Source organism: Corallococcus carmarthensis, from assembly GCF_003611695.1.
In the GTDB taxonomy this organism is placed as follows: Bacteria; Myxococcota; Myxococcia; order Myxococcales; family Myxococcaceae; genus Corallococcus; species Corallococcus carmarthensis.
In genome coordinates, this window is record NZ_RAWE01000201.1 from 1 (window position 1) to 18,462 (window position 18,462).

The 18,462-nt window shown below is 71.0% G+C and carries 18 protein-coding genes; 10 read left to right on the forward strand and 8 right to left on the reverse strand.

Annotated elements, in window-relative coordinates; translation table 11 throughout:
• The 4 genes from D7X32_RS34860 to D7X32_RS34875 form a co-directional block, all read left to right on the forward strand.
• A partial coding sequence (locus D7X32_RS34860) for a DUF4153 domain-containing protein (protein WP_147450384.1) occupies positions 1 to 1,521 on the forward strand: 1,521 nt, incomplete at its 5' end.
• A gap of 25 nt (positions 1,522 to 1,546) precedes the next feature.
• Complete coding sequence (locus D7X32_RS34865; RefSeq protein ID WP_120606890.1) at positions 1,547 to 2,431, forward strand: EamA family transporter; 885 nt, start codon at positions 1,547 to 1,549, stop codon at positions 2,429 to 2,431.
• A gap of 66 nt (positions 2,432 to 2,497) precedes the next feature.
• A complete protein-coding gene (locus D7X32_RS34870; protein WP_120606891.1) occupies positions 2,498 to 2,854 on the forward strand; it encodes a hypothetical protein in 357 nt (118 codons plus the stop codon).
• Positions 2,855 to 2,951: 97 nt separating this feature from the next.
• Entirely contained in the window at positions 2,952 to 4,088 is a 1,137-nt protein-coding gene (locus D7X32_RS34875) for an SMI1/KNR4 family protein (RefSeq protein WP_244239348.1), read from the forward strand.
• Positions 4,089 to 4,109: 21 nt separating this feature from the next.
• On the opposite strand, the gene D7X32_RS34880 is transcribed toward D7X32_RS34875, so the two are convergent.
• Genes D7X32_RS34880 through D7X32_RS34890 form a run of 3 tightly spaced genes read right to left on the reverse strand, consistent with a single transcriptional unit; the run spans position 4,110 to position 6,419 of the window.
• Positions 4,110 to 4,577, reverse strand: coding sequence for a hypothetical protein (locus tag D7X32_RS34880; RefSeq protein WP_120606893.1), 468 nt, complete (start codon positions 4,575 to 4,577; stop codon positions 4,110 to 4,112).
• Positions 4,577 to 5,767, reverse strand: a complete 1,191-nt coding sequence (locus tag D7X32_RS34885) for a cysteine desulfurase-like protein (RefSeq protein ID WP_120606894.1) — start codon at positions 5,765 to 5,767, stop codon at positions 4,577 to 4,579. Before D7X32_RS34885 ends, D7X32_RS34880 begins: the two co-directional genes overlap by 1 nt.
• 37 nt (positions 5,768 to 5,804) lie before the next feature.
• Positions 5,805 to 6,419, reverse strand: a complete 615-nt coding sequence (locus tag D7X32_RS34890) for a CAP domain-containing protein (protein WP_120606895.1) — start codon at positions 6,417 to 6,419, stop codon at positions 5,805 to 5,807.
• A 182-nt stretch (positions 6,420 to 6,601) separates the two neighbouring features.
• Between D7X32_RS34890 and D7X32_RS34895 the strand changes: the two genes are divergently transcribed.
• On the forward strand, positions 6,602 to 7,054 hold the full coding sequence (locus D7X32_RS34895) for a putative toxin-antitoxin system toxin component, PIN family (RefSeq protein ID WP_244239349.1): 453 nt from the start codon (positions 6,602 to 6,604) through the stop codon (positions 7,052 to 7,054).
• Between the two features lies 1 nt (position 7,055).
• On the opposite strand, the gene D7X32_RS34900 is transcribed toward D7X32_RS34895, so the two are convergent.
• Genes D7X32_RS34900 through D7X32_RS34910 form a run of 3 tightly spaced genes read right to left on the reverse strand, consistent with a single transcriptional unit; the run spans position 7,056 to position 8,965 of the window.
• Positions 7,056 to 7,883, reverse strand: coding sequence for an HTTM domain-containing protein (locus D7X32_RS34900; protein ID WP_120606896.1), 828 nt, complete (start codon positions 7,881 to 7,883; stop codon positions 7,056 to 7,058).
• A complete protein-coding gene (locus D7X32_RS34905) occupies positions 7,880 to 8,383 on the reverse strand; it encodes a hypothetical protein (protein ID WP_120606897.1) in 504 nt (167 codons plus the stop codon). The genes D7X32_RS34900 and D7X32_RS34905 overlap by 4 nt, the downstream gene beginning before the upstream one ends.
• 3 nt (positions 8,384 to 8,386) lie before the next feature.
• Positions 8,387 to 8,965, reverse strand: a complete 579-nt coding sequence (locus D7X32_RS34910; protein ID WP_147450385.1) for a hypothetical protein — start codon at positions 8,963 to 8,965, stop codon at positions 8,387 to 8,389.
• 173 nt (positions 8,966 to 9,138) lie between these two features.
• Here D7X32_RS34910 and D7X32_RS34915 point away from each other — a divergent pair, with 173 nt between their 5' ends.
• From D7X32_RS34915 to D7X32_RS34925, 3 genes are read left to right on the forward strand one after another with little or no spacing between them, the layout of a single operon-like run.
• Positions 9,139 to 10,548, forward strand: a complete 1,410-nt coding sequence (locus tag D7X32_RS34915) for a LysM peptidoglycan-binding domain-containing protein (protein WP_120606899.1) — start codon at positions 9,139 to 9,141, stop codon at positions 10,546 to 10,548.
• A gap of 15 nt (positions 10,549 to 10,563) precedes the next feature.
• Positions 10,564 to 11,277, forward strand: a complete 714-nt coding sequence (gene deoD / locus D7X32_RS34920; protein ID WP_120606900.1) for a purine-nucleoside phosphorylase — start codon at positions 10,564 to 10,566, stop codon at positions 11,275 to 11,277.
• Between the two features lie 12 nt (positions 11,278 to 11,289).
• Positions 11,290 to 12,177, forward strand: a complete 888-nt coding sequence (locus D7X32_RS34925) for an alpha-ketoglutarate-dependent dioxygenase AlkB (protein WP_120606901.1) — start codon at positions 11,290 to 11,292, stop codon at positions 12,175 to 12,177.
• A 300-nt stretch (positions 12,178 to 12,477) separates the two neighbouring features.
• Here the strand turns inward: D7X32_RS34925 and D7X32_RS34930 are convergent, their stop codons facing one another.
• Positions 12,478 to 14,688, reverse strand: a complete 2,211-nt coding sequence (locus D7X32_RS34930) for an RIO1 family regulatory kinase/ATPase domain-containing protein (RefSeq protein ID WP_120606902.1) — start codon at positions 14,686 to 14,688, stop codon at positions 12,478 to 12,480.
• A 296-nt stretch (positions 14,689 to 14,984) separates the two neighbouring features.
• Between D7X32_RS34930 and D7X32_RS34935 the strand changes: the two genes are divergently transcribed.
• Together D7X32_RS34935 and D7X32_RS34940 are read left to right on the forward strand one after the other, a co-directional pair.
• The gene (locus D7X32_RS34935) at positions 14,985 to 15,728 is read left to right on the forward strand and encodes a L,D-transpeptidase family protein (RefSeq protein ID WP_120606903.1); all 744 of its coding nucleotides are present in this window, start codon (positions 14,985 to 14,987) and stop codon (positions 15,726 to 15,728) included.
• Between the two features lie 69 nt (positions 15,729 to 15,797).
• A complete protein-coding gene (locus D7X32_RS34940) occupies positions 15,798 to 17,297 on the forward strand; it encodes an amidase (protein ID WP_120606904.1) in 1,500 nt (499 codons plus the stop codon).
• Position 17,298: 1 nt separating this feature from the next.
• Here D7X32_RS34940 and D7X32_RS34945 read toward each other — a convergent pair whose 3' ends face one another.
• Positions 17,299 to 18,147 carry a TonB C-terminal domain-containing protein gene (locus tag D7X32_RS34945; protein ID WP_244239350.1) on the reverse strand — a complete coding sequence of 283 codons (849 nt, stop codon included), beginning with the start codon at positions 18,145 to 18,147 and terminating at the stop codon, positions 17,299 to 17,301.
• Between the last annotated feature and the right edge of the window lie 315 nt (positions 18,148 to 18,462).

The window sequence follows — 18,462 nt, forward strand, 5'->3', positions numbered from 1 at the left end:
CCTTCTCCCGCCCCCGCCGTCGCGGCCCCGGGCGGGCCCTCGCTGCCGTGGGTTCGCGCCCCGCGCCGGACGCTGGCTGCATCGCTGGGACTGGGCCTCCTCGCGGAGTTCCTGCTCGACAGGGCGCACTGGGGCCTGGGCTTCCCGCTGCTGGTGGCGGCCCTGGTGGGCGCGCTCGCGTGGCTGGGCGGCCGTGAAGGCTGGCAGCGCGCGCGGCCCAACGCGTGGCTGCTGGCGCCGCTGGGGCTGGTCAGCGTCTTCGTGGCGGTGCGGGACAGCTCCTGGCTCCTGTCGCTCAACGTGCTGACCGCGTCCGTGCTCCTGATGTTGCTCGCGCACTTCTGGGCCGCGGGCCGCGTGGAGCGGCTGGGGCTCACCGACTATCTCTCCGTCTTCTTCGGCTCCGCCGTCCAGACCCTGCGCTACCCACCGGCGCTCGCGCGCGACAGCGTGGACCTGCGCGGCCTCAAGACCCATTCGCGCCTGCTGGGGGCGCTGTCGCGGGGCCTGCTGCTGACGCTGCCGGTGCTGCTCGTGTTCGGGCTGCTGCTCGAATCCGCGGACGGCGTCTTCTCCTCCACCCTCCAGCGGATGCTGTCGTTCGACCTGGACCTGGGAACGCTGGTGTCGCGCGGCATCAGCGTGGCGTTCAGCGCGTGTGTCGCCGCGGGCGTGCTGGGCCATGCGCTGCGCCGCCGCGCCACGAAGGAGCTGGGGGACGCGGAGGTGACGTCCGCCACGCCGCGCCTGGGGCTCATCGAAGCGCTCATGCTCATCTTCGCCGTGAACGCGCTGTTCTTCGTCTTCGCGTCCTTCCAGGTGGCGTACCTGTTCGTCAACGAGGCCTCCTCCCCCGCGCCCGGCTACTCCTTCGCGGAGTACGCGCGGCATGGCTTCTTCGAGCTGGTGGTCGTCTCCTCGCTGACGCTGGCGCTGGTGATGGCCCTGACGCGCTGGACGCGGCGCGAGACGCGCGTGGCGCAGACGGTCTTCCGCGCGGGCACGTCGCTGATGGTGGTGCTGACGCTGATCATCCTCGCGTCGGCGATGCGGCGCCTGTCGCTGTACGAAGATGCGTTCGGCTACACGCTGCTGCGCCTGCACACGCATGTCTTCATGGTGGCGCTGGGCGCGGCGCTGGCGTGGCGGGCGGTGACGCTGTGGTGGCGGCCGGAGCGCTTCGCGGTGGGCGCCTTCGCCACGGCGCTGGGCGCGGTGCTCGTGCTGAACTTCCTCAACCCGGAGGCCTTCATCGTCCGCCACAACCTGGAGCGGTATGCGCGCACCGGTTCGTTGGACAGCGAAATGTTCTACGACCTCTCCGCGGACTCCGTGCCCGGGCTGGTCCTGGCGGAGTCCACCGTCTCCGAGGAGAACCAGTGGCGCCTGGCGCCCCTGCTGAAGGAGCACCAGGAGCGGCTGTCCCAGGGGGACACGGTCCCGGAGTGGAACGTCTCCCGCTTCCTCGCGCGCCGGGCGCTCCTGCGGACCGGTGCGTGGAGTGCGCCCGTGAATCCGTGAGGCACCCTGGCTAGATTGCGGCGCCATGAGCGAAGTCGCCGGACGCCGTGCCTCCTCCCTGCCTCCCATTCCCGCGGTCCTCATCGCCGTGGTGAGCGTTCAGGGAGGTGCCGCGCTCGCGAAGGGGCTCTTCCCCGTCCTGGGCGCGGTGGGGGCCGCGGGCCTGCGGCTGGTGCTCGCGTCGGTGATGCTGATGGCCTTCTTCCGGCCCTCGCTCTGGCGCTACACGCGGGCGCAGTGGGCGGCCATCGTGCCGTATGGCGTGGCGCTGGGCGTGATGAACCTCACGTACTACCTGGCCATCGCGCGCATCCCACTGGGGCTCGCGGTGACGCTGGAGTTCGTGGGGCCCTTCGTGCTCGCGGTGGTGGGGTCGCGCAAGGCCTTGGACTTCGTCTGGGTGCTCTTCGCGGCGACAGGCATCGTGCTCATTACGCCGTGGACGGCGCGGCCCGGCGGGTTGGATCCGCTGGGCGTGGTGCTGGCGCTGACGGCGGGGGCGTGCTGGGCGCTCTACATCCTGGCGGGCGGAAGGCTGTCGCGCAGCGTGCCGGAAGGGCAGGGCGTGGCGGCGGGCATGGTGGTGGCCATGCTGACGGTGCTGCCCTTCATGTTGAAGGAGGGCCACCTGGAGCGGATGACGCCGGGCCTCTTCGCGGCGGGCCTGGGCGTGGCGCTGCTGTCCAGCGCGCTGCCGTACACGCTGGAGATGATGGCGCTGGGGCAGCTCTCCAGCCGCACCTTCGGCATCCTGATGAGCCTGGAGCCCGGCGTGGCCACGGTGGTGGGCTGGCTGTTCCTGCGCGAGCAGCTCACGCCCCTGCAATGGCTGGCGGTCGCGCTGGTGAGCGTCGCGTCCGCGGGGGCGACGCTGACGGCGAAGCAGCCCGCTCCGCCCGTGGAGGCGTGAGGTGGTAGCGTTTCCCGGATGCGATGGCTCTGCGCGTTGAAGGTGCGACTCCCCTGGATGCCCGGCATGGCCAGCGTCCTGTTCGCATCCCGGGCCTGGGCCCAGGGGGATGAGGACGGTCCGGGGCCGGTCTTCTTCCTGGGCGCCGCCATCGTGGTGCTGGGATGGGTCGTGGGGTTGGTGATGCTCTTCCTCAACCTCACCGGCCGCCAACGCACGTACTCCATCCTCCTGGGGATTCTTTCGGGCCTGGGGACGGTGGTGCTGGGGATGGGATTGAGTGAGCCGCTGCTGTCCGGGTCCAACGATGGCTTCATGGAGGCCCTGCTCTGGGGACTGGTCCTCCTGGGCGTCGGCGAAGTCATCGCGGCGGGGCTGGCGATGCGCGCCAATTGGAAGAAGCACGCATCGTGTCTGGTTTGACTCTGGTTGGTGCGAAGTTTTGATGTCTGAAAACTGATTTCAGTGTGAATGCGGAAATCGCGGATGCATCTGATGGCTACAGCCAGGATGCAAACTGTTGCGCCTGCGCTTGTTCGGAGATCATTTCGACGACCTGTTAGGGTCCGGCGCCATGACGACCGACTCGCGTCCCAAGGGCGTGTCCCTCGAAGCCATCTTTGATGCCGACGCCAGGCTCTGGCGAGACGGCGGCCCGGACGACGCGCGCGAGCGCCTGTGGATTCATCCGTCGGGCCTCTTGCTGCTCGATGCCACCCGCAAGGACGGCAAGCTCGACGGTGAACTCAAATGGTCGCTCGGCTTCCACGAGATGTCTGAGTACGCGCCGCGCGTGGCCATGCGGAATGCGCTGGGTCTGCCGGTGGGACCGACCGAAACGTTGGTCGCCACCTTCGCGGCCGGTGCGCTGGTCGAGGCGCGCTTCCGCGCCGGCTTCGACTTCCCGGACACGCTCAAGGTCGAGCTGCGTGACGGTGCGATCGACGGTACCCTGGAGTGGGTCATCGGACCGGCCAACGGCGCACTGTTCGAGTTCGCCGGCATCAAGCTCCTGTCCAAGGCCTTCAAGGTTCCCAAGCCGTGGCCCCATCGCCTGACGGCCGTCTTCGCCAAGGGCAAGCTGAAGAGCACGACCTTCTTCGCCAAGGACGGCACCCCCCTCGACGTGGGCGAGCCCCCGCTCACCGAGTGGGGCGAGAACGCGGAGGCGAGCACCCTCACCGGCTACATCGAGCGCGGTGACTTCGCGGCGGACGCGGCGCGCTTCTTCCCGAAGGCGCCTCGCGTGTCGAAGCCAGGCAGCAAGAAGGTTCGCCTCGTTCCCTCTGGCCGGGTGCTTGATGAGGTGGTGACCGGCGGTGGTGTGCCGGTGATGACCCTTGCCTTCGACTTCGGCAGCTATGGCTTCGACTGCAAGAAGGAGGAGCTGTCCGGAGCCAACGACGACAAGTACGTCGGCATCGCGAGCGACGGCTCGGGTGAGATGTTCCTTCTCGACGTCACCACGGGGGAAGTCGTCCGCTACGCGCACGAGGAAGACTCCATCGCGCCGGCTTTCACGTCGCTCGATCAGCTCGCCTTCTCACTCCTTCGCATCGAGGCGGCCGCCAAGAAGCGGATTCCCAAGGCGAAGCTCTCCGCGCTGTTCAAGAGGCTCGGCCTGACGACGGCCGGTGCATTGCTGAAGGAATACTGAGCGCGAACGGCCTGGCCGTGCTCAGAAGTCGTGGACGACCAGGTCGAACCGGCAATGCCGCGCGAGCAGGTCCAGCAGTTCATCCAGCGGCGCGCTCAACCGGTGCCGGTAGACGTCCAGGCTGACCAGGGATTGATCCACCTTCCACGCATCCCACGCATCGGTCATGGGCCGCAGCCGGCCGGTGAGCCACAGCCGGGTCCAGGCGCCTTCGGTCCGGGCCAGGAGGGGACGCCGGTCCTTCACGACCAGCTCGACATACAGCTGTCCCGACGACTCGAGCGTGGAGCGGAAGCCCTTGGGCAGGAACGTGTATGTCTTCTCCCGCCAGCCTTCGGGATGCCGCTCCATCGTGGGCGTCAGGCAGACGAACTCCACCTCCGGCCACGCGATGAAGACAGGCTTCGCGAGCAGTGGACGCAAGGTGACGCCCGGCTCTTCGAAGTCGACGCGGAGCGGGAGGCTGCGATGGACGATGGCTCCCGGCATCAGGGAAGCGAATCCAGCGCCGCGAGCAGCCGCCCCACGTCCTCCGCGGTGTTGTAGTGCAGCAGCGAGGCGCGCACCGCGCCGTCGGGCATGAGCCCCAGCGCCTCCGCCGCCATCGTCGCGTAGTAGTGGCCCGCCGCGACGCCCACGCCCTGTTCCGCCAGGTGCTCGGCCACGGCGCGCGGTGCCAGGCCGGTCACGTTGAAGCAGAAGGTGGCCACGCGTCCGGCGGATGTCTTCGGTCCGTAGAGTTGAACGCGGGGGTGGCGGGACAGCTGCTCCAGCGCGGCCTCCAGCAGGGGCTGCTCCAGCTTCGCGATGTGCTGGAAGGCCCGCGTCAATCCCTCACGTCCCGGCCGGCCACCGCCCAGCACGTCACGCAGGTAGCGCAGGGAACCCAGCCAGCCCGCCCAGCCTTCGTGGTTCGCCGTGCCCGGTTCGAACTTCTGCGGACCGTCATCCGGCATGAACCACAGCTTGTCCGCGGGCAGCCCCGCGAGCAGCTCGCGCCGCACGAACAGGCAGCCCAGGTGTGGACCGAAGACCTTGTAGGGAGAGAACACCGCGAAGTCCGCGCCCCACGCCCGCACGTCCGGCAGGTGGTGCGGGCCGGAGTGCACCGCGTCCACGAACAGCCACGCGCCCACGCCGTGTGCCACCTCCGCCGCCGCGGCCACGTCCGGCGTCGCGCCCACGGAGTTCGCCGCCGCCGTCACCGCCACCAGCCGCGTGCGCGGCGTGATGAGCTTCTTCAGCTCCGAGGCCTCCAGCCGGCCCTCCGGCCAGCTCGCGCGCCAGGTCGTCACCTTCACGCCCTGCGCCTCCAGCGCGCGCCATGGGGCCGCGTTGGATTCGTGCTCCAGCTCGGAGAGGACCACCTCGTCGCCCGCCTGGAAGAGGCGTGAGAAGGCCCGGCCCACCTGGAAGGTGAGCGCGGTGGCGCTGGGACCGAGCATCACCTCCTCGGCCCGGCAGTTGAGGAACTCCGCCGTCTCCTCGCGCGCCCGGGCCTTGAGCGCGGTGGCCACGCGGGAGGCGGCGTAGGGCTGGCCCACGTTGCAGCTTCCGCCCGTGAGGAAGTGATGGATGGCGTCGATGCAGTGCGTGGGCACTTGCGCCCCCGCGGCGTTGTCCAGGTAGCTGAAGCCGGACCGCAGCGCGGGGAAGTGCTCGGCGAAGGGGGAGGGCATGGGACGCGAAGCATAGCCCTCCGTCCCTGCCCGGGAGCTACGGCGTGCCGAAGTCCTGCGTCCAGTAGGCCTTGTACGTGCTGGACGGCGCGTTGAAGTAGCCGATGCCCGTCTGCTGCAGCGCTCCATTCATGATGTTGTTGCAGTGGCCGGTGCTGGCCATCCATCCGGTCACCACCGCCTGCGCGGTGCCGTAGCCCGCGGCGATGTTCTCCGCCGCCGTCCGGTAGCTGTAGCCCGCGGAGGCCATGCGCTGCCACGGCGTGGTGCCGGTGGAGCCCGTGTGGCTGAAGAAGTTGTTCGTGCCCATGTCCTTGGAGTGCTTGCGCGCCGCACAGCGCAGCTTCGTGTCCAGCGTGAGCGGGCCCACCGCCGGCTTCGCCACGCCGCCACAGGTGGCACCGGCCGCGCGGCGCTGGTTGATGAGCGTGAGCACATCGCTCTCGAACGTCACCCAGGCCGGATCCCACGTCGTCACGTCGTCGCAGTACGCGGCGCTCGCGCTCAAGCCATTGCCGGCGCCCTCCGTCTGGACCGGCGGCACCACGACGCCTTCACCCTGCGGCGTGGGCGCCTCCTCGCCTCCACAGCCACCCAGCAGGGCAGCGGCGCTCAGCAACGTCAGACACAGCGAACGGGACGTGGGCTTCATGGACAGACCTTTCACCGGCGGGGGCCGGTCAGGGGGAGGGATTCAACGATATGCATCGTTGTCCACGATTCCAGGTCTCTGCCATGGACACTCCGTGCATTGTGATTGGCCGCAAAGAGGGCAGGGTTGTGTGGGCGGTGTTGGTGACGGAAAGTTCCTGCATCGTGAAGACACCTTCCGCTGTGCCTCTCATTCGTTCCGTGGTGCTGGACACCAACGTGGTGCTGGATGTGTTCGTCTTTGACGACATCTTCACCCGGCCGTTGAAGGAGGCGCTGCGTTCGGGCGCGCTGACGGCGTGGGCGGACCGGCACACGCTGAAGGAGCTGGCGTTGGTGCTCGCCTATCCCTCGTTCAAGCTGACGGCGGACGCGCAGCGGGCGGTGCGCGACGCGTACGGCGCGCTCGTGCGGGTCGCGGACGGGGAGGGCTCACCGGTGGAGCTGCCGCCGTGCCGCGACCGGGATGATCAGAAGTTCCTGGAGCTGACGGCCCGCGCGGGGGCGTCGTGGCTGGTGAGCAAGGACCAGCGCGTGCTGTCGATGGGGGGCGGGCGGCGCCTGCCCTTCGATGTCCTGTCGCCCCGGAAGGCCGCTGCGCTCCTGGAGGACGCGGCGGCCGTGGCCGGAACCTGATTCAGAAGAGCAGGACGCCGTGCCCGGCGCAGAAGAGGATGGCGGGGTAGGTCGCCGCGAACGCGAAGAAGAAGGTGTTGAGCCCCATCACCAGCGCGTTCGCCGCGTGGAACACCACGCCCCAGGCGACGAAGGCGAGCGCCACCCTGGGGCCGCCCGCGAGGGCCAGCGGGAACAGGACCTCCACGCTGACGACCGACCAGCTCAAGAGGCGCGTGACCCACGGCTGACGCGCGAGCACCGCGGCCACGGAGGGCGCGCCGTTGGTGCGGGTGTTGAAGACGAGGAACACGGCCTGGCCGTTGCGCCACTGCCGGCCCAGCACCTTCCAGAAGCCCGCGGTGAAGTAGGCCAGACATCCCTGGAGCGCGATGAAGGCCAGCCCCGCGTTCATCACGCGCGGGTCGCCGGGGGCCAGCGCCACCAGCAGCAGCGCCACGTTGAGCATCCGCACCAGGCGGTCCGAGCCCTCCTTGCCGAACAGCAGGCGCATGGAGATGAGCAGGTCCGTGAGGAAGAGCAGTGCCAGGGCCGCGAGCACCATCGGCGGCGGCAGGGTGGGCACCAGCAGCGCCGCCGCGCAGCCGCCCCGCAGGCACAGCCAGCCCCGGAAGCGGCCCGGGGACACCAGCGACACGGCGAACCTCAGGAGGGGGCCGCCCCTGTGCCGCTCCAGCATCTGGCGCAGCAGCGGCCAGCCGGAGATGCCGCCGTCGGAGTGGTCCCGCCAGTTGGCCAGCAGCTCGCCCGTGGTGATGAGGATGCCCAGCGCCATGAGCGCGCGGACGGCGTACAGCGCCAGGTCGGGAGTGTTCGTGAAGGGGATCATCGCGGGTGCAACTCCGACACGAGCAGCATGCGGGACGGTGTCCGCGTCTCGTAGCCATACGACTCGGCGATGGCGAACTGGAACGCGCGCGTCAGGGGCGTGCCGCCGCGCGACGTGATGAGGGCCAGGAGGGCCGCGTAGCCATGGGCCTGCGTCAGGGGCCCGCGCCGGGCCTTGGCCTGCTGCACCAGCGTGGTCACCGCGGTGGACACGGCATAGCGGTGGCGCCGCTCCGGATTCCAGACCGCGCTCAGCAGCGAGCGGCGCGCCGCCAGCGGAATCTCCCGCCACTGCGTGAGCGTCCCGTCACACAGCGCCTCGCGGTAGAGCAGGTGGTAGTCGGACGAAGAGAACGACGGGGAGAAGAACGTCCACCGGGGGATGAGCGAGAACACGTCGAGGGCCCGGAAGAGCCTCTGGAGGGGCATGGGCAGGAACTGGCAGAGGAACGACACCCCGAACCAGACCGCCAGCAGCCAGGGAATGAGCCGGATGAGCATGGTCTAGCGTCCCTGCTTCGGCGGCAGCCAGGACTGCCCGGCGGTGGGCGCGGACGGCGGGAACTCCGCCTGGGCGAGCGCCTCGAGGTCATTCATCGCGGGCGGTGTCAGCACAATGCTCGCCTCCAGCGTGAAGCCCGCCACCGGGGAACGGGTGCGCAGCGAAAGCTTCCCGGCCTCCAGCGCGGCGCCAGGAAAGTCCCGCACACACCACGTGAAGCCCGCCTCCGCTTCCAGGACGAGCCCGGTCAGCCAAGGCTCCCCCGCGTAGCAGAGCTCCGCGACGTGCTCGGGGAACGGCGTCCGGGCGGAGGCCTCGCGCCAGGCCTTCCGGTGCGCGTCGAGGACGGCTTGCGCCGAAGTGGAAGGCGACGCGAGGGCCTCGGCCACCCGTGCGTGAAGTGCATCCCCGGCCACGGTCAGCAGGAGCGCGATGCTCCCCGCGGGCGCGAGGGACGCGGAGGGAACGGGAAGGGTGAGCAGCTGGGGGCTGGACCCGGTGGAATGCCAGTCGTCGTGCGCCGCGTGCACGCCGTGAGGGCGTACGGCCGTGGCCACGGACGGGCGAGGCGCTCGCATCATGGGGAGGGACGAGGGGGAAACCGGGTGGAGCCGCCAATAGACGTGAGGCGATTGATTCATGTCAATCACGGCAGGGACTGCGTTTCACCGACGCTCAGCGGGCAGGCACTCAGGCGGTGAAATGCGGTCTGGATGCTTGGAGTCATTCGCGTCTCGGGTCATCCTCGCCCCCGGTGCGTTCCTCACTCCTGATCCTCCTGTTCTGCGCCGGCTGTGCCGCGCGTGTCGTCACCCCCGTTCCGGCGTCCGCGCCGGCTCCGGTTCCGGCCCAGGCCGCGGCGCCCGCGCCGTCGCCAGCAGCCCCGGCCGCGTCGCCGCCCGCGCAGGCCCCGGCCGCCGCGGGTGAGCCCCAGCCCGCGCCTGCCGTGAGCGCTTCCGGTGCCCCCGCCGCGATGCCGTCCCCGGCGGAGGTGGCCGCTGTCGTCACCGACGCCGCCGTGCGTGAGAACCCGTGCCCCGTGGAGGCGGAGGAAGAGGACGACGAGGCCACCGCGGCCACCGACGACGAAGGCGTGAGCGAGGAAGGGGAGATGCAGGCGCCGCTCGCGCCCGCCGCGCCCGCGGGACCGCTGTACACCGCCGACCTGTCCGACGAGGCGCTCACCGAGGCGTGGAAGAAGGACCCGGCCACGCTGGGCTCCATGTCCATCGGCTTCGTGGAGAGCGGCCGGCAGCTCAACAGCGTGCGCGTGCCGGATGACAAGGATTGGCTCGTGGTGTCGCCGGAGATCGCCTACGGCACGCAGGAGACGGTGGACTACGTGGCCGCCGCCATCCGCGCGGTGCGCGCGCAGTACCCGAACGTGCCCACGCTGCGCGTCAACCGCCTGTCCACCAAGGACGGCGGCTACCTGCGCCCGCACAAGAGCCACCAGAACGGCCGCGACGTGGACCTGGGCTTCTACTACCCGACGGCGGAGCCGGTGCGCGAGCGCGAGCGGGAGCGCTACATCGACGTGGCCATGAACTGGGCGCTGGTGCGCTCGCTGGTGGTGAACACCGACGTGCAGATGATCCTCGTGGACAAGCGCGTGCAGAAGGTCCTGTACGACTACGCGCTGTCCATCGGCGAGGACAAGGTGTGGCTGGATACGCTGTTCAACGCGGGCTTCAACTCACTCATCAAGCACGCGCGCCGGCACCGCGACCACTTCCACGTGCGCTTCTTCAACGGACGCGCGCAGGAGCTGGGCCGCCGGGTGGCGCCGCTCCTGGCGCTGCAGCCGGATCAGAACCTCATGATGTACAAGGTGCGCAACGGGGACACGCTGGGTGCCATCGCGATGCGGAACAACTCCAGCGTGGTGGCCATCAAGAAGGCCAACCGGATGCGCAACACGTTCCTGAGCATTGGCCGGCGGCTGGTGATTCCGCTGAAGGGGCCGTGCACGCACTGCCCCATCCCTCCGCCGGTGCAGCTGCCGCCGCGCCGGGTGCCTCCTCAGGCGCAGGCCCCCGCTTTGGTGAACACGGAGCCCGCGGCTTCGGGCAAGCTGCCCAACCCGTGTACTCCCGCCGCGCCGGCACCGACGCCGGTGGCCGTTCCGACGGGTGCTCCGTCCGGTCTGTCGACCGCGCGCTGAAAGGCTTCTGCTTCCATGGCAACTCCGCACATCTCCGCGTCTCCCGGTGACTTCGCCGAAGTGGTCCTCATGCCGGGTGACCCGCTCCGGGCGCGCTACATCTCCGAGCGCTTCCTGGAGAACGCGCGCGCCGTCACGTCGGTGCGCAACATGCTGGGCTTCACCGGCACCTTCCGGGGCAAGCGGCTGTCGGTGATGGGGCACGGCATGGGCGTGCCGTCCATCTCCATCTACGCGACGGAGCTGGTGAAGTCCTATGGCGCGAAGGTGCTCATCCGCGTGGGCAGCTGCGGCGCGCTGCGCACGGACGTGAAGCTGCGCGACGTCATCGTGGCCATGGGCGCGGGCACGGACTCCAACGTGAACCGCATGCGCGCGATGGGGCACGACTTCCCGGCGGTGGCGGACTTCACGCTGGCCCGGCGCGCGGTGGAGGCGGCGGAGAAGCGCGGCAAGCCGGTGCGCGTGGGCAACGTCTTCACGTCCGACCTGTTCTACCACCCGCAGGAAGCGCTCAACGCGACGCTGGCGAAGATGGGCATCCTGGCGGTGGAGATGGAGATCGCCGGCCTGTACGGCGTGGCGGCGGAGTTCGGCGCGCGGGCGCTGGCCCTGCTCACGGTGTCGGACCACATCCTCACCGGCGAGCACCTGTCGCCGGAGGACCGGCAGACGACGTTCGACGAGATGATCGAACTGGCGTTCGACGTGGCCGCCTCCGAGGCGTGAGGACCTGAGCACATGGCCTTGCCTCCCCGTAGGGGTCCGGGTTCCCCGCTGGCGCGCAAGGCCGCGCAGCGCACGCCGGGCCACCACTACAACGCGAGCTTCCTGGCCTCGACGGACCGCGCGGAGATATTGGCGTGGTTGGGCACGCTGCATCCGCTGTGGGAGGAGCGCTATTCGAAGCACTTCCCACCGCCGGAGGGGCAGCAGCAGCGGCGGTTGCTGCGGCCGGTGTACTGGCTGGGCAACTGGCAGTTCGCGTGTCTGGACTACTACCGCCCGCCGAAGGGCGTGAAGGACCGCTGCGTGAAGGCGGAGCCGTTCCCCGCGGTGCTGGAGCGGCAGATTGCGAAGGTGGAGGCGCTGGCGCGGCGGATGTTCCGGGGCCCGGACATGCCGCAGGGCTGGCACCTCAACACCTGCCTGGTGAACTTCTACGGCAGCCGGTTGGAGGACGGGCGCTGGGTGGACACCGCGCGCGTGGGCGAGCACAAGGACTTCGAGCCGGGCCCGGTGGCGTCGCTGTCGCTGGGCGAGCGCGCGCTCATCCAGTTCGTCACGTCCACGCGGCCCGGTGAGCGCGACGCGGTGGTGCTGGAGCAGTGGCTGGATGACGGGTCACTGCAGCTCTTCGGTGGGTCGCAGTGGAAGGACCAGACGTTCCACCGGGTCCAGCGGGTGGACACGCGCGCGGGCCACGTGATGCCGCCGGAGCTGCCGGACTTCCGCACGCGGCGCATCAACCTGACGTTCCGCTACGTGCCGGACGCGCATGTGACGCCGTTCGCCGCGCTGAGCGCGGAGGCCCGCGAGGACGTGCGCCCGTACATGGCGACGCTCGCGAAGGGCAGCCGGTTCTTCCGTGAGGAACTGGCGCGCGAACAGCCGGTGAAGGCGGAGTAGGGCGCGGGCGTCACGCGTCCGCGCCGGACTCCAGCCGCGAGGCCTGCTCCCGTCGTGAGGCCCCAACTGGTCCGGCAGTCGGACAGGTTTTCGCGGTCCGGTGTGAGTGGGGTCCCCGCCATGAGGCCCCAACCGGTCCGACAGTCGGACAGGTTTTCGAGGCTCGGCGGGAGCGTGGTGCCTTCCAGCCGTAATCCCCCACCGGTCCGACAGTCAGGCCGGTTCGGGGAGAGCGCCGCTGCCGGGCGGTCCCAGCAGGGTTCTCCCGGCCCTCTTGGGGCCGGGAGTCATGCCTGAAGGCTAGGAGGAGCCTGTCTCGGGGTTCGACGACGAGGCCGCGGGCGGACGGCCCACGTAGCTCACCTGGGGCGCGGAACCCCGGGACGAACGTCCCGCGCCGCGCTCCGGGCCCTGACGGGGCATCCGGGGACCGTTGTTGGGCAGGTTGCCGCGCGCCTCGCGGGGGGCCGCCCCCGGACCCCGGGCATTCTGGCGCTGCTCGCCGTTCTGTTGCGGGGCGCCGTCCTGGACGGAGCCGTTGTTGCGCGGAGGCCGGCCGTTCATGCGCGACTGCGTCCCCGGGCCATCCTGGCTCTGTTCGCCGTTCTGCTGCGGGCGGCCATTCGCTCGCCACTCGTTGCGCGGCGGCCGGCCGTTGCCGTTGTTCTGTTGCGCCTGGCCGTTCACAGCCGGCTCGCCGCCGTGCGGCTGGCCACTCACAGCCGACTCACCACCACGGCTCTGGCCGTTCATGCGCGGCTTGCCGTTCTGCCGCCGCGAGGCCTGACCATTCTCGCCGTGCGGCTGGCCGTTCACGCCCGGCTCACCACCACGGCTCTGGCCGTTCACGCCTGACTCACCGCCACGGGACTGACCGTTCATGCGCGGCTGGCCGTTCGCGCCTGCCTCACCACGGGACTGACCGTTCATGCGCGGCTGGCTGTTCGCGCCCGGCTCACCACCACGGCTCTGGCCGTTCATGCGTGGCTGGCCGTTCACGCCCGGCTCACCGCCACGGGACTGACCGTTCATTCGCGGCTGGCCGTTCTGCCGCTGCGGAGCCTGGCCATTCTCGCCGTGCGGCTGGCCGTTCACGCCCGGCTCACCACCACGGGGCTGCCCGTTCATGCGCGGCTGGGCGTTCTGCCGCTGCGGGGCCTGGCCATTCTCGCCGTGCGGCTGGCCGTTCATGCGCGGTTCGCCGTTGGGCGGACGCGGCGGACGTCCTTCGCGGCGCGGTTCGTTTCGCGGAGTGCCGTTGCGCGGCCCGCCCTGCTGCTGCGCGCCCTGCTGCGGCCGGCCGTTCGCGCGCGCATCCGCCTGTGCCGCCGGGGCAGTCGCTGCCTGCGCAGGAGCACCGTTGCGCGGAGCGCCCTGCTGCGGACGCCCGTTGTTGCCGTTGGGCCGGTTGTTGCCACCGCCCTGCTGCGGACGCGCTCCCGCGTTCTGCTGCGGCCCCGCGTTTCCAGGCCGGGGCGCATTGCCGTTGCGCGGCGGCGGCTTGCCTCCGAACCCACCACGCCGGCGCCCATCCCGCGGGCTCGCCGTGACGACAGGCCGTCCGCGCTCGCCACCACCCTGGCGCAGCACCATCGCCTCCAGCGCGCGCAGCTCCGCCTCCTCCGCGCTGATCCCTTCCTCCAGCTCCGCGGCCGCCACGGGCGCCGGGGCCTGACGGAACTCGTTGCGCCTCGGCTCTTCCAGCGGGAAGCGCTCCCGGCCGCCGCCCTGACGGCCCGGGCCTCCCTGCTTGCGCGGGGCCTCGCGGAACGTGCCCGACGGAGCGTACTCCGGCGTCAGGTCGCGCCGCACGTACGCATTCCAGATTTCACCCGTGTCACCCGCACGGGCCGCCAGCCGGGTCGAAAACCCCGCCAGGAACTCCCGCACGTTGTCCAGGTCGCGGCGGAAGTAGAACTCCGCCTGGCTGTTGCGCGCCGCCGCCACCGTCTGCGGAAAGTCGATGATGGTCGGGCCGGACCCGCTCATCAGGATGTTGTAGGGCGACAGGTCCCCGTGAATGAGGTCCGCACACAGGGTGCGAATCACCTGGGCGCGCAGGTCCAGGTAGAGGGCCTCGGCGTCTTCGGGCGTCTGGGGCGGGGCCTCCACCAGCCGGGGCGCGGGCTGGCCTTCCGCGTCCCGCACCAGCTCCATGAGGAGGATGCCCTCATAGAACAGCACCGGCGTGGGCACGCGCACGCCCTGGGCGTGCAGCTTGTAGAGCGAGTCCGCTTCCGCGTTCTTCCACGCCTCTTCCGCGGCGGCCTGCCCGAAGCGGCTGCCCTTCTCCATGGCGCGGCGCGTGCGCGAGTTGCGCACCTCGCGGCCTTCCTTGTAGCCGGAGTTGTTGCGGAAGTTGCGCTCGTGGCGCTCCTTGTACAGCTTGGCTGCGACAACCTGGCCGGCGTGCTGGACCAGCCACACCTCCGCCTCCTTCCCCGTCTTCAGCTGGCCGATGACGGCGTCGATGATGCCGTCGGCGAGGAGGGTCTCGAGGGAGTCATTCATTCTTAGGCAAAAGGCCGGAACGGCACGGGGCGGGGAGCTTCAGTCGTTGCGCACACCGGCGGCCCCTGCTCGCCATGATGCACGTTGGAGATGAGAACACCGGGCAGGCCCTGGTTTCCATCGCCGTCACGTTGAACGTCATCCAGAAGGCCCACGAACCGCTTGCTAGCAGCTTGGGAAGCAGGGGGCCAGGGGTGCCCCCGTCCCTGTAACCTGTTCGCCGGCCACCCCTGCCCGGGGACCGGATTGACGTCCGCCAGCGTCCAACCGGTTTTTACACAAGGAGCATTCCGCCCATGAAGGTCCTGCTCGCGTGGGGTGTCCTGTTGGCCTCGCTGTGCGCCCATGCGGAGGACCGGGTCGCGGAGGCCCGGAAGCGCCAGACGGCCGGCCTGGTCCAGACGTTCAAGGAGGCGGGGCTGACCTGGCCCCCGGAGGAGCTCTACCTGCGGGCCTTCAAGTCCGAGCGCGAGCTGGAGGTCTGGGCCGGCCCGCGCGGCCAGCCGCTCGTGAAGGTGCGCACCTACCCCATCTGCGCGGCCTCCGGGGACGTGGGACCCAAGCGGGCCCAGGGGGACTTCCAGGTCCCGGAGGGTTTCTACACGGTGGACCTCTTCAACCCGAAGAGCGCGTACCACCTGTCCCTGCGGGTGAGCTACCCGAACGCGCTCGACCGGAAGCTGGGCGCCGAGAAGCCCGGGGGCGACATCTACATCCACGGCGACTGCGTGAGCATCGGCTGCCTGGCCATCCAGGACGGTCCCATCGAGGCGCTGTACGTGATGGTGTCCGACGCCCGCGCGCGCATGGGCCGCGACGTGCCGGTGCACCTCTTCCCGCGCCGGCTGGACGCGGCGGGGCTCGCGGCGCTGGAGGCCCTCTCCGGCGTCACCGATGCGCAGAAGGCCTTCTGGCGCGGCCTGGAGCCGGGCTACCGCTACTTCGAGGAGTCCCGGCGCCCACCGCGAGTGAAGGTGGACGCCGCCGCTTCCGCCTACGTGGTGACTCCGGCCCCGGCCGCCCAGGCCCGCGCGCGCTGAGGAACTGGTAGAACCCCGAGCTGGAAGGTGCCGCGCCTCCGGTGCCGGCCCTCGGGGGAAGAAGCGCACATGAAACCGTCTGTCTCGCTGCAGGAGTCTGGCGTCTCCGGGGGCGCGCGAGCGCTCGCGTCCCTCACGACCACGGAGCTGGCCGCGGCCCTTCGCGAGCGTCACGTCAGCGCCGTGGAGGTGCTGGACGCCTTCCTCGCCCGTGCCCGCCAGCTCAACCCCGCGCTCAACGCGGTGGTGACGTGGGACGAGGCGCAGGCCCGGAAGCGGGCGGAAGCGGCGGACGCGGCGCTGGCCCGGGGCGAGCTGTGGGGCCCGCTGCACGGCGTGCCCTTCACGGTGAAGGACACGTTCAGCACCCAGGGGCTGCGCACGACGTCCGCCCATCCGGCCTTGGCGGAATACGTGCCCGCGCGGGACGCGACCGTGGTGGCCCGGCTCAAGGCCGCGGGGGCCATCCTCTTCGGCAAGACGAACCTGCCGCCGTTCGCCGGGGACTTCCAGACGGACGGACCGCTCTGGGGCCGGGCGAACAACCCGCACGACCTGGGGCGCACGCCGGGCGGTTCCAGCGGCGGCGCGGCGGCGGCCGTGGCGGCGGGCCTCACCCCCTTCGAGGTGGGCAGCGACATTGGCGGCTCCATCCGGCAGCCGGCGCACTACTGCGGCATCGTGGGCATCAAGCCCACGGAGCACCGGGTCTCCACCTTCGGTCACATCCCGGACGCGCCGGACGGGCCGCGCCACGTGCGCCACATGGCGTGCGCGGGGCCGCTGGCGCGCTCGGTGGCGGACCTGCGGCTCATCCTGTCGCTCATCGAGGGCGCGGATCCGCTCGCCCCGGAAGTGCCGCCCGTCGCGCCGGTGGGGGCCGCGAAGCCCCGGGCGCTGAAGGGCCTGCGGCTGGCGTGGGCGGACACGCTGGGCCCCTTCCAGGCGGACCGGGAGACGCGGGAGCTGCTCCAGCGCTTCACCGCCGCCGCGCGCGCGGCGGGCGCCGTGGTGGAGCAGGCCCTGCCTCCGGGGCAGGACTTCGCGGACCTCGTGGAGGTGTGGGGGCTGATGGAGGGCGGCGAGGTGGGCGCGCCCCTGCCTCCGCCGGTGCGCGAGGCCTACCAGCAGCAGTTCCTTCCCTTCGAGCGCGACCTGCTGGCGAAGGCCATCGTGCAGGGCACGCGCCTGGACATGACGGGCTACGGCGCGGCGCAGACCCGGCGGGACGCGCACATCGCGCGGCTGGAGGCGTTCCTGTCCGGCTGGGACGCGTGGCTGGTGCCGGTGGCGATGACGGCCGCGCCGGTGCACACGCCGTTCGGGACGCCGGTCGAGGTGGACGGCGTGCCTCGCGACTACCTGGAGGCCTTTGGCGGGTTCACCTGCCTGTTCAACGCGACGGGGGGGCCCGTGGTGGTGCTCCCCATGGGGCGCACGCCGGCGGGCCTGCCGGTGGGGGTGCAGCTCGTGGGGCGGCGGTGGGCGGACGGGGCGCTGCTGGACGTGGCGGAGGCGCTGCTGCCGCTGGGCGGTGGCGTGCGGTGGCCCCCGGCGTTCACGCCCTGAATCAGTAGACGCGCAGCAGGCGCGAGCGGCATTCGAAGTGCGGGTTGCGCACGTCGATGACGGAGACCTCGCCGGTGGTCTCCTCGAAGCCTCCGGCGAGCAGGCCCACCGCGGCCAGGGCGGCGAGGTAGACGTTGTCGCTGCCCTTCTTCATCTCGCTGAGCTTGCGCACGTAGACGACGCGGCCTTCCACGGACCACACGCTGCGGATGCCGTCGGTGTGCACGCCCATGGCGTCCGGGGGCGGCGCGGGGAACTTCCCCAGCGCGGGCGGGACGGCCTGGAGCACGTAGTCGTCGTAGGCGTGGTTGCCGCTGCGGCTGATGAGCTTCACCTCGCGCAGGATGCCGTCCGGGCCCTGGAGCAGCTCCAGCGTGACGACGAGCTTCATCGTGCTGACGCCTTGGGCGAAGTCCTGGAGCTCCTCGCCCGCCTGGACTCGGCTGCGCAGGCGGTTGTAGCCGGGTTCGTCGCGGGCGCGCCGGCCGAGGAGTTCACCCGGCTTGGGGGCCTGGCGTGGCCCGGGCACGTTCCCCGGGGAGCCCGAGGCGCCGAACTGCCGGGCCTTCTCCGCGTAGGCGTACAGCATCTGCTTGGGGAAGCTGGGCATGTCGAAGAGGGGCGGGGCGTCCATCTGCTTCTCCAGCTGTGCGCGCAGCTTGCCGAAGTAGGGATGGATGCGGCCGGTGTCCACGCGGTCGCGGGCCCGGCGCTCGTCGACAATGCCCTGCACGCGCTCCGACACGAGCGCCCGCTCGTCGGCGGCGCGTGATTCCGCGGACAGGCTCGGGTCGCCGGGGCGCAGCGTGCGGCCTCCGCCCCGCGAGTTCTCCGGCGTCGAAATGATCACCCCGCCGCTCAAGCCTGGGGACGGCAGCAGGTTCGAGGGCAGGGTGCCCGAAGGCGGTGAGCGCGGAGCGTCCACCGTGGGCCGGTCCCCATCAGGAACGGGCTCGCGGGTCGCGGTCGCTGGCGGTGCTTCGGCAGGTACGTCCTTCGACGCTGGCGGCTCCCGCGTCGCCACGGCCGGAGGCGGTGCGGCCGGTGCGTTCCTCGGCGGCGTGTGTGCCCGGGAGGGCGGTGGTGCGCTTTTCGGGGGCTCGCGTGTCGCGATGCCGGACGGAGGCGAGGTGGGCCCCGGGGCCGGAGGCGTCTGGGGCAGGGG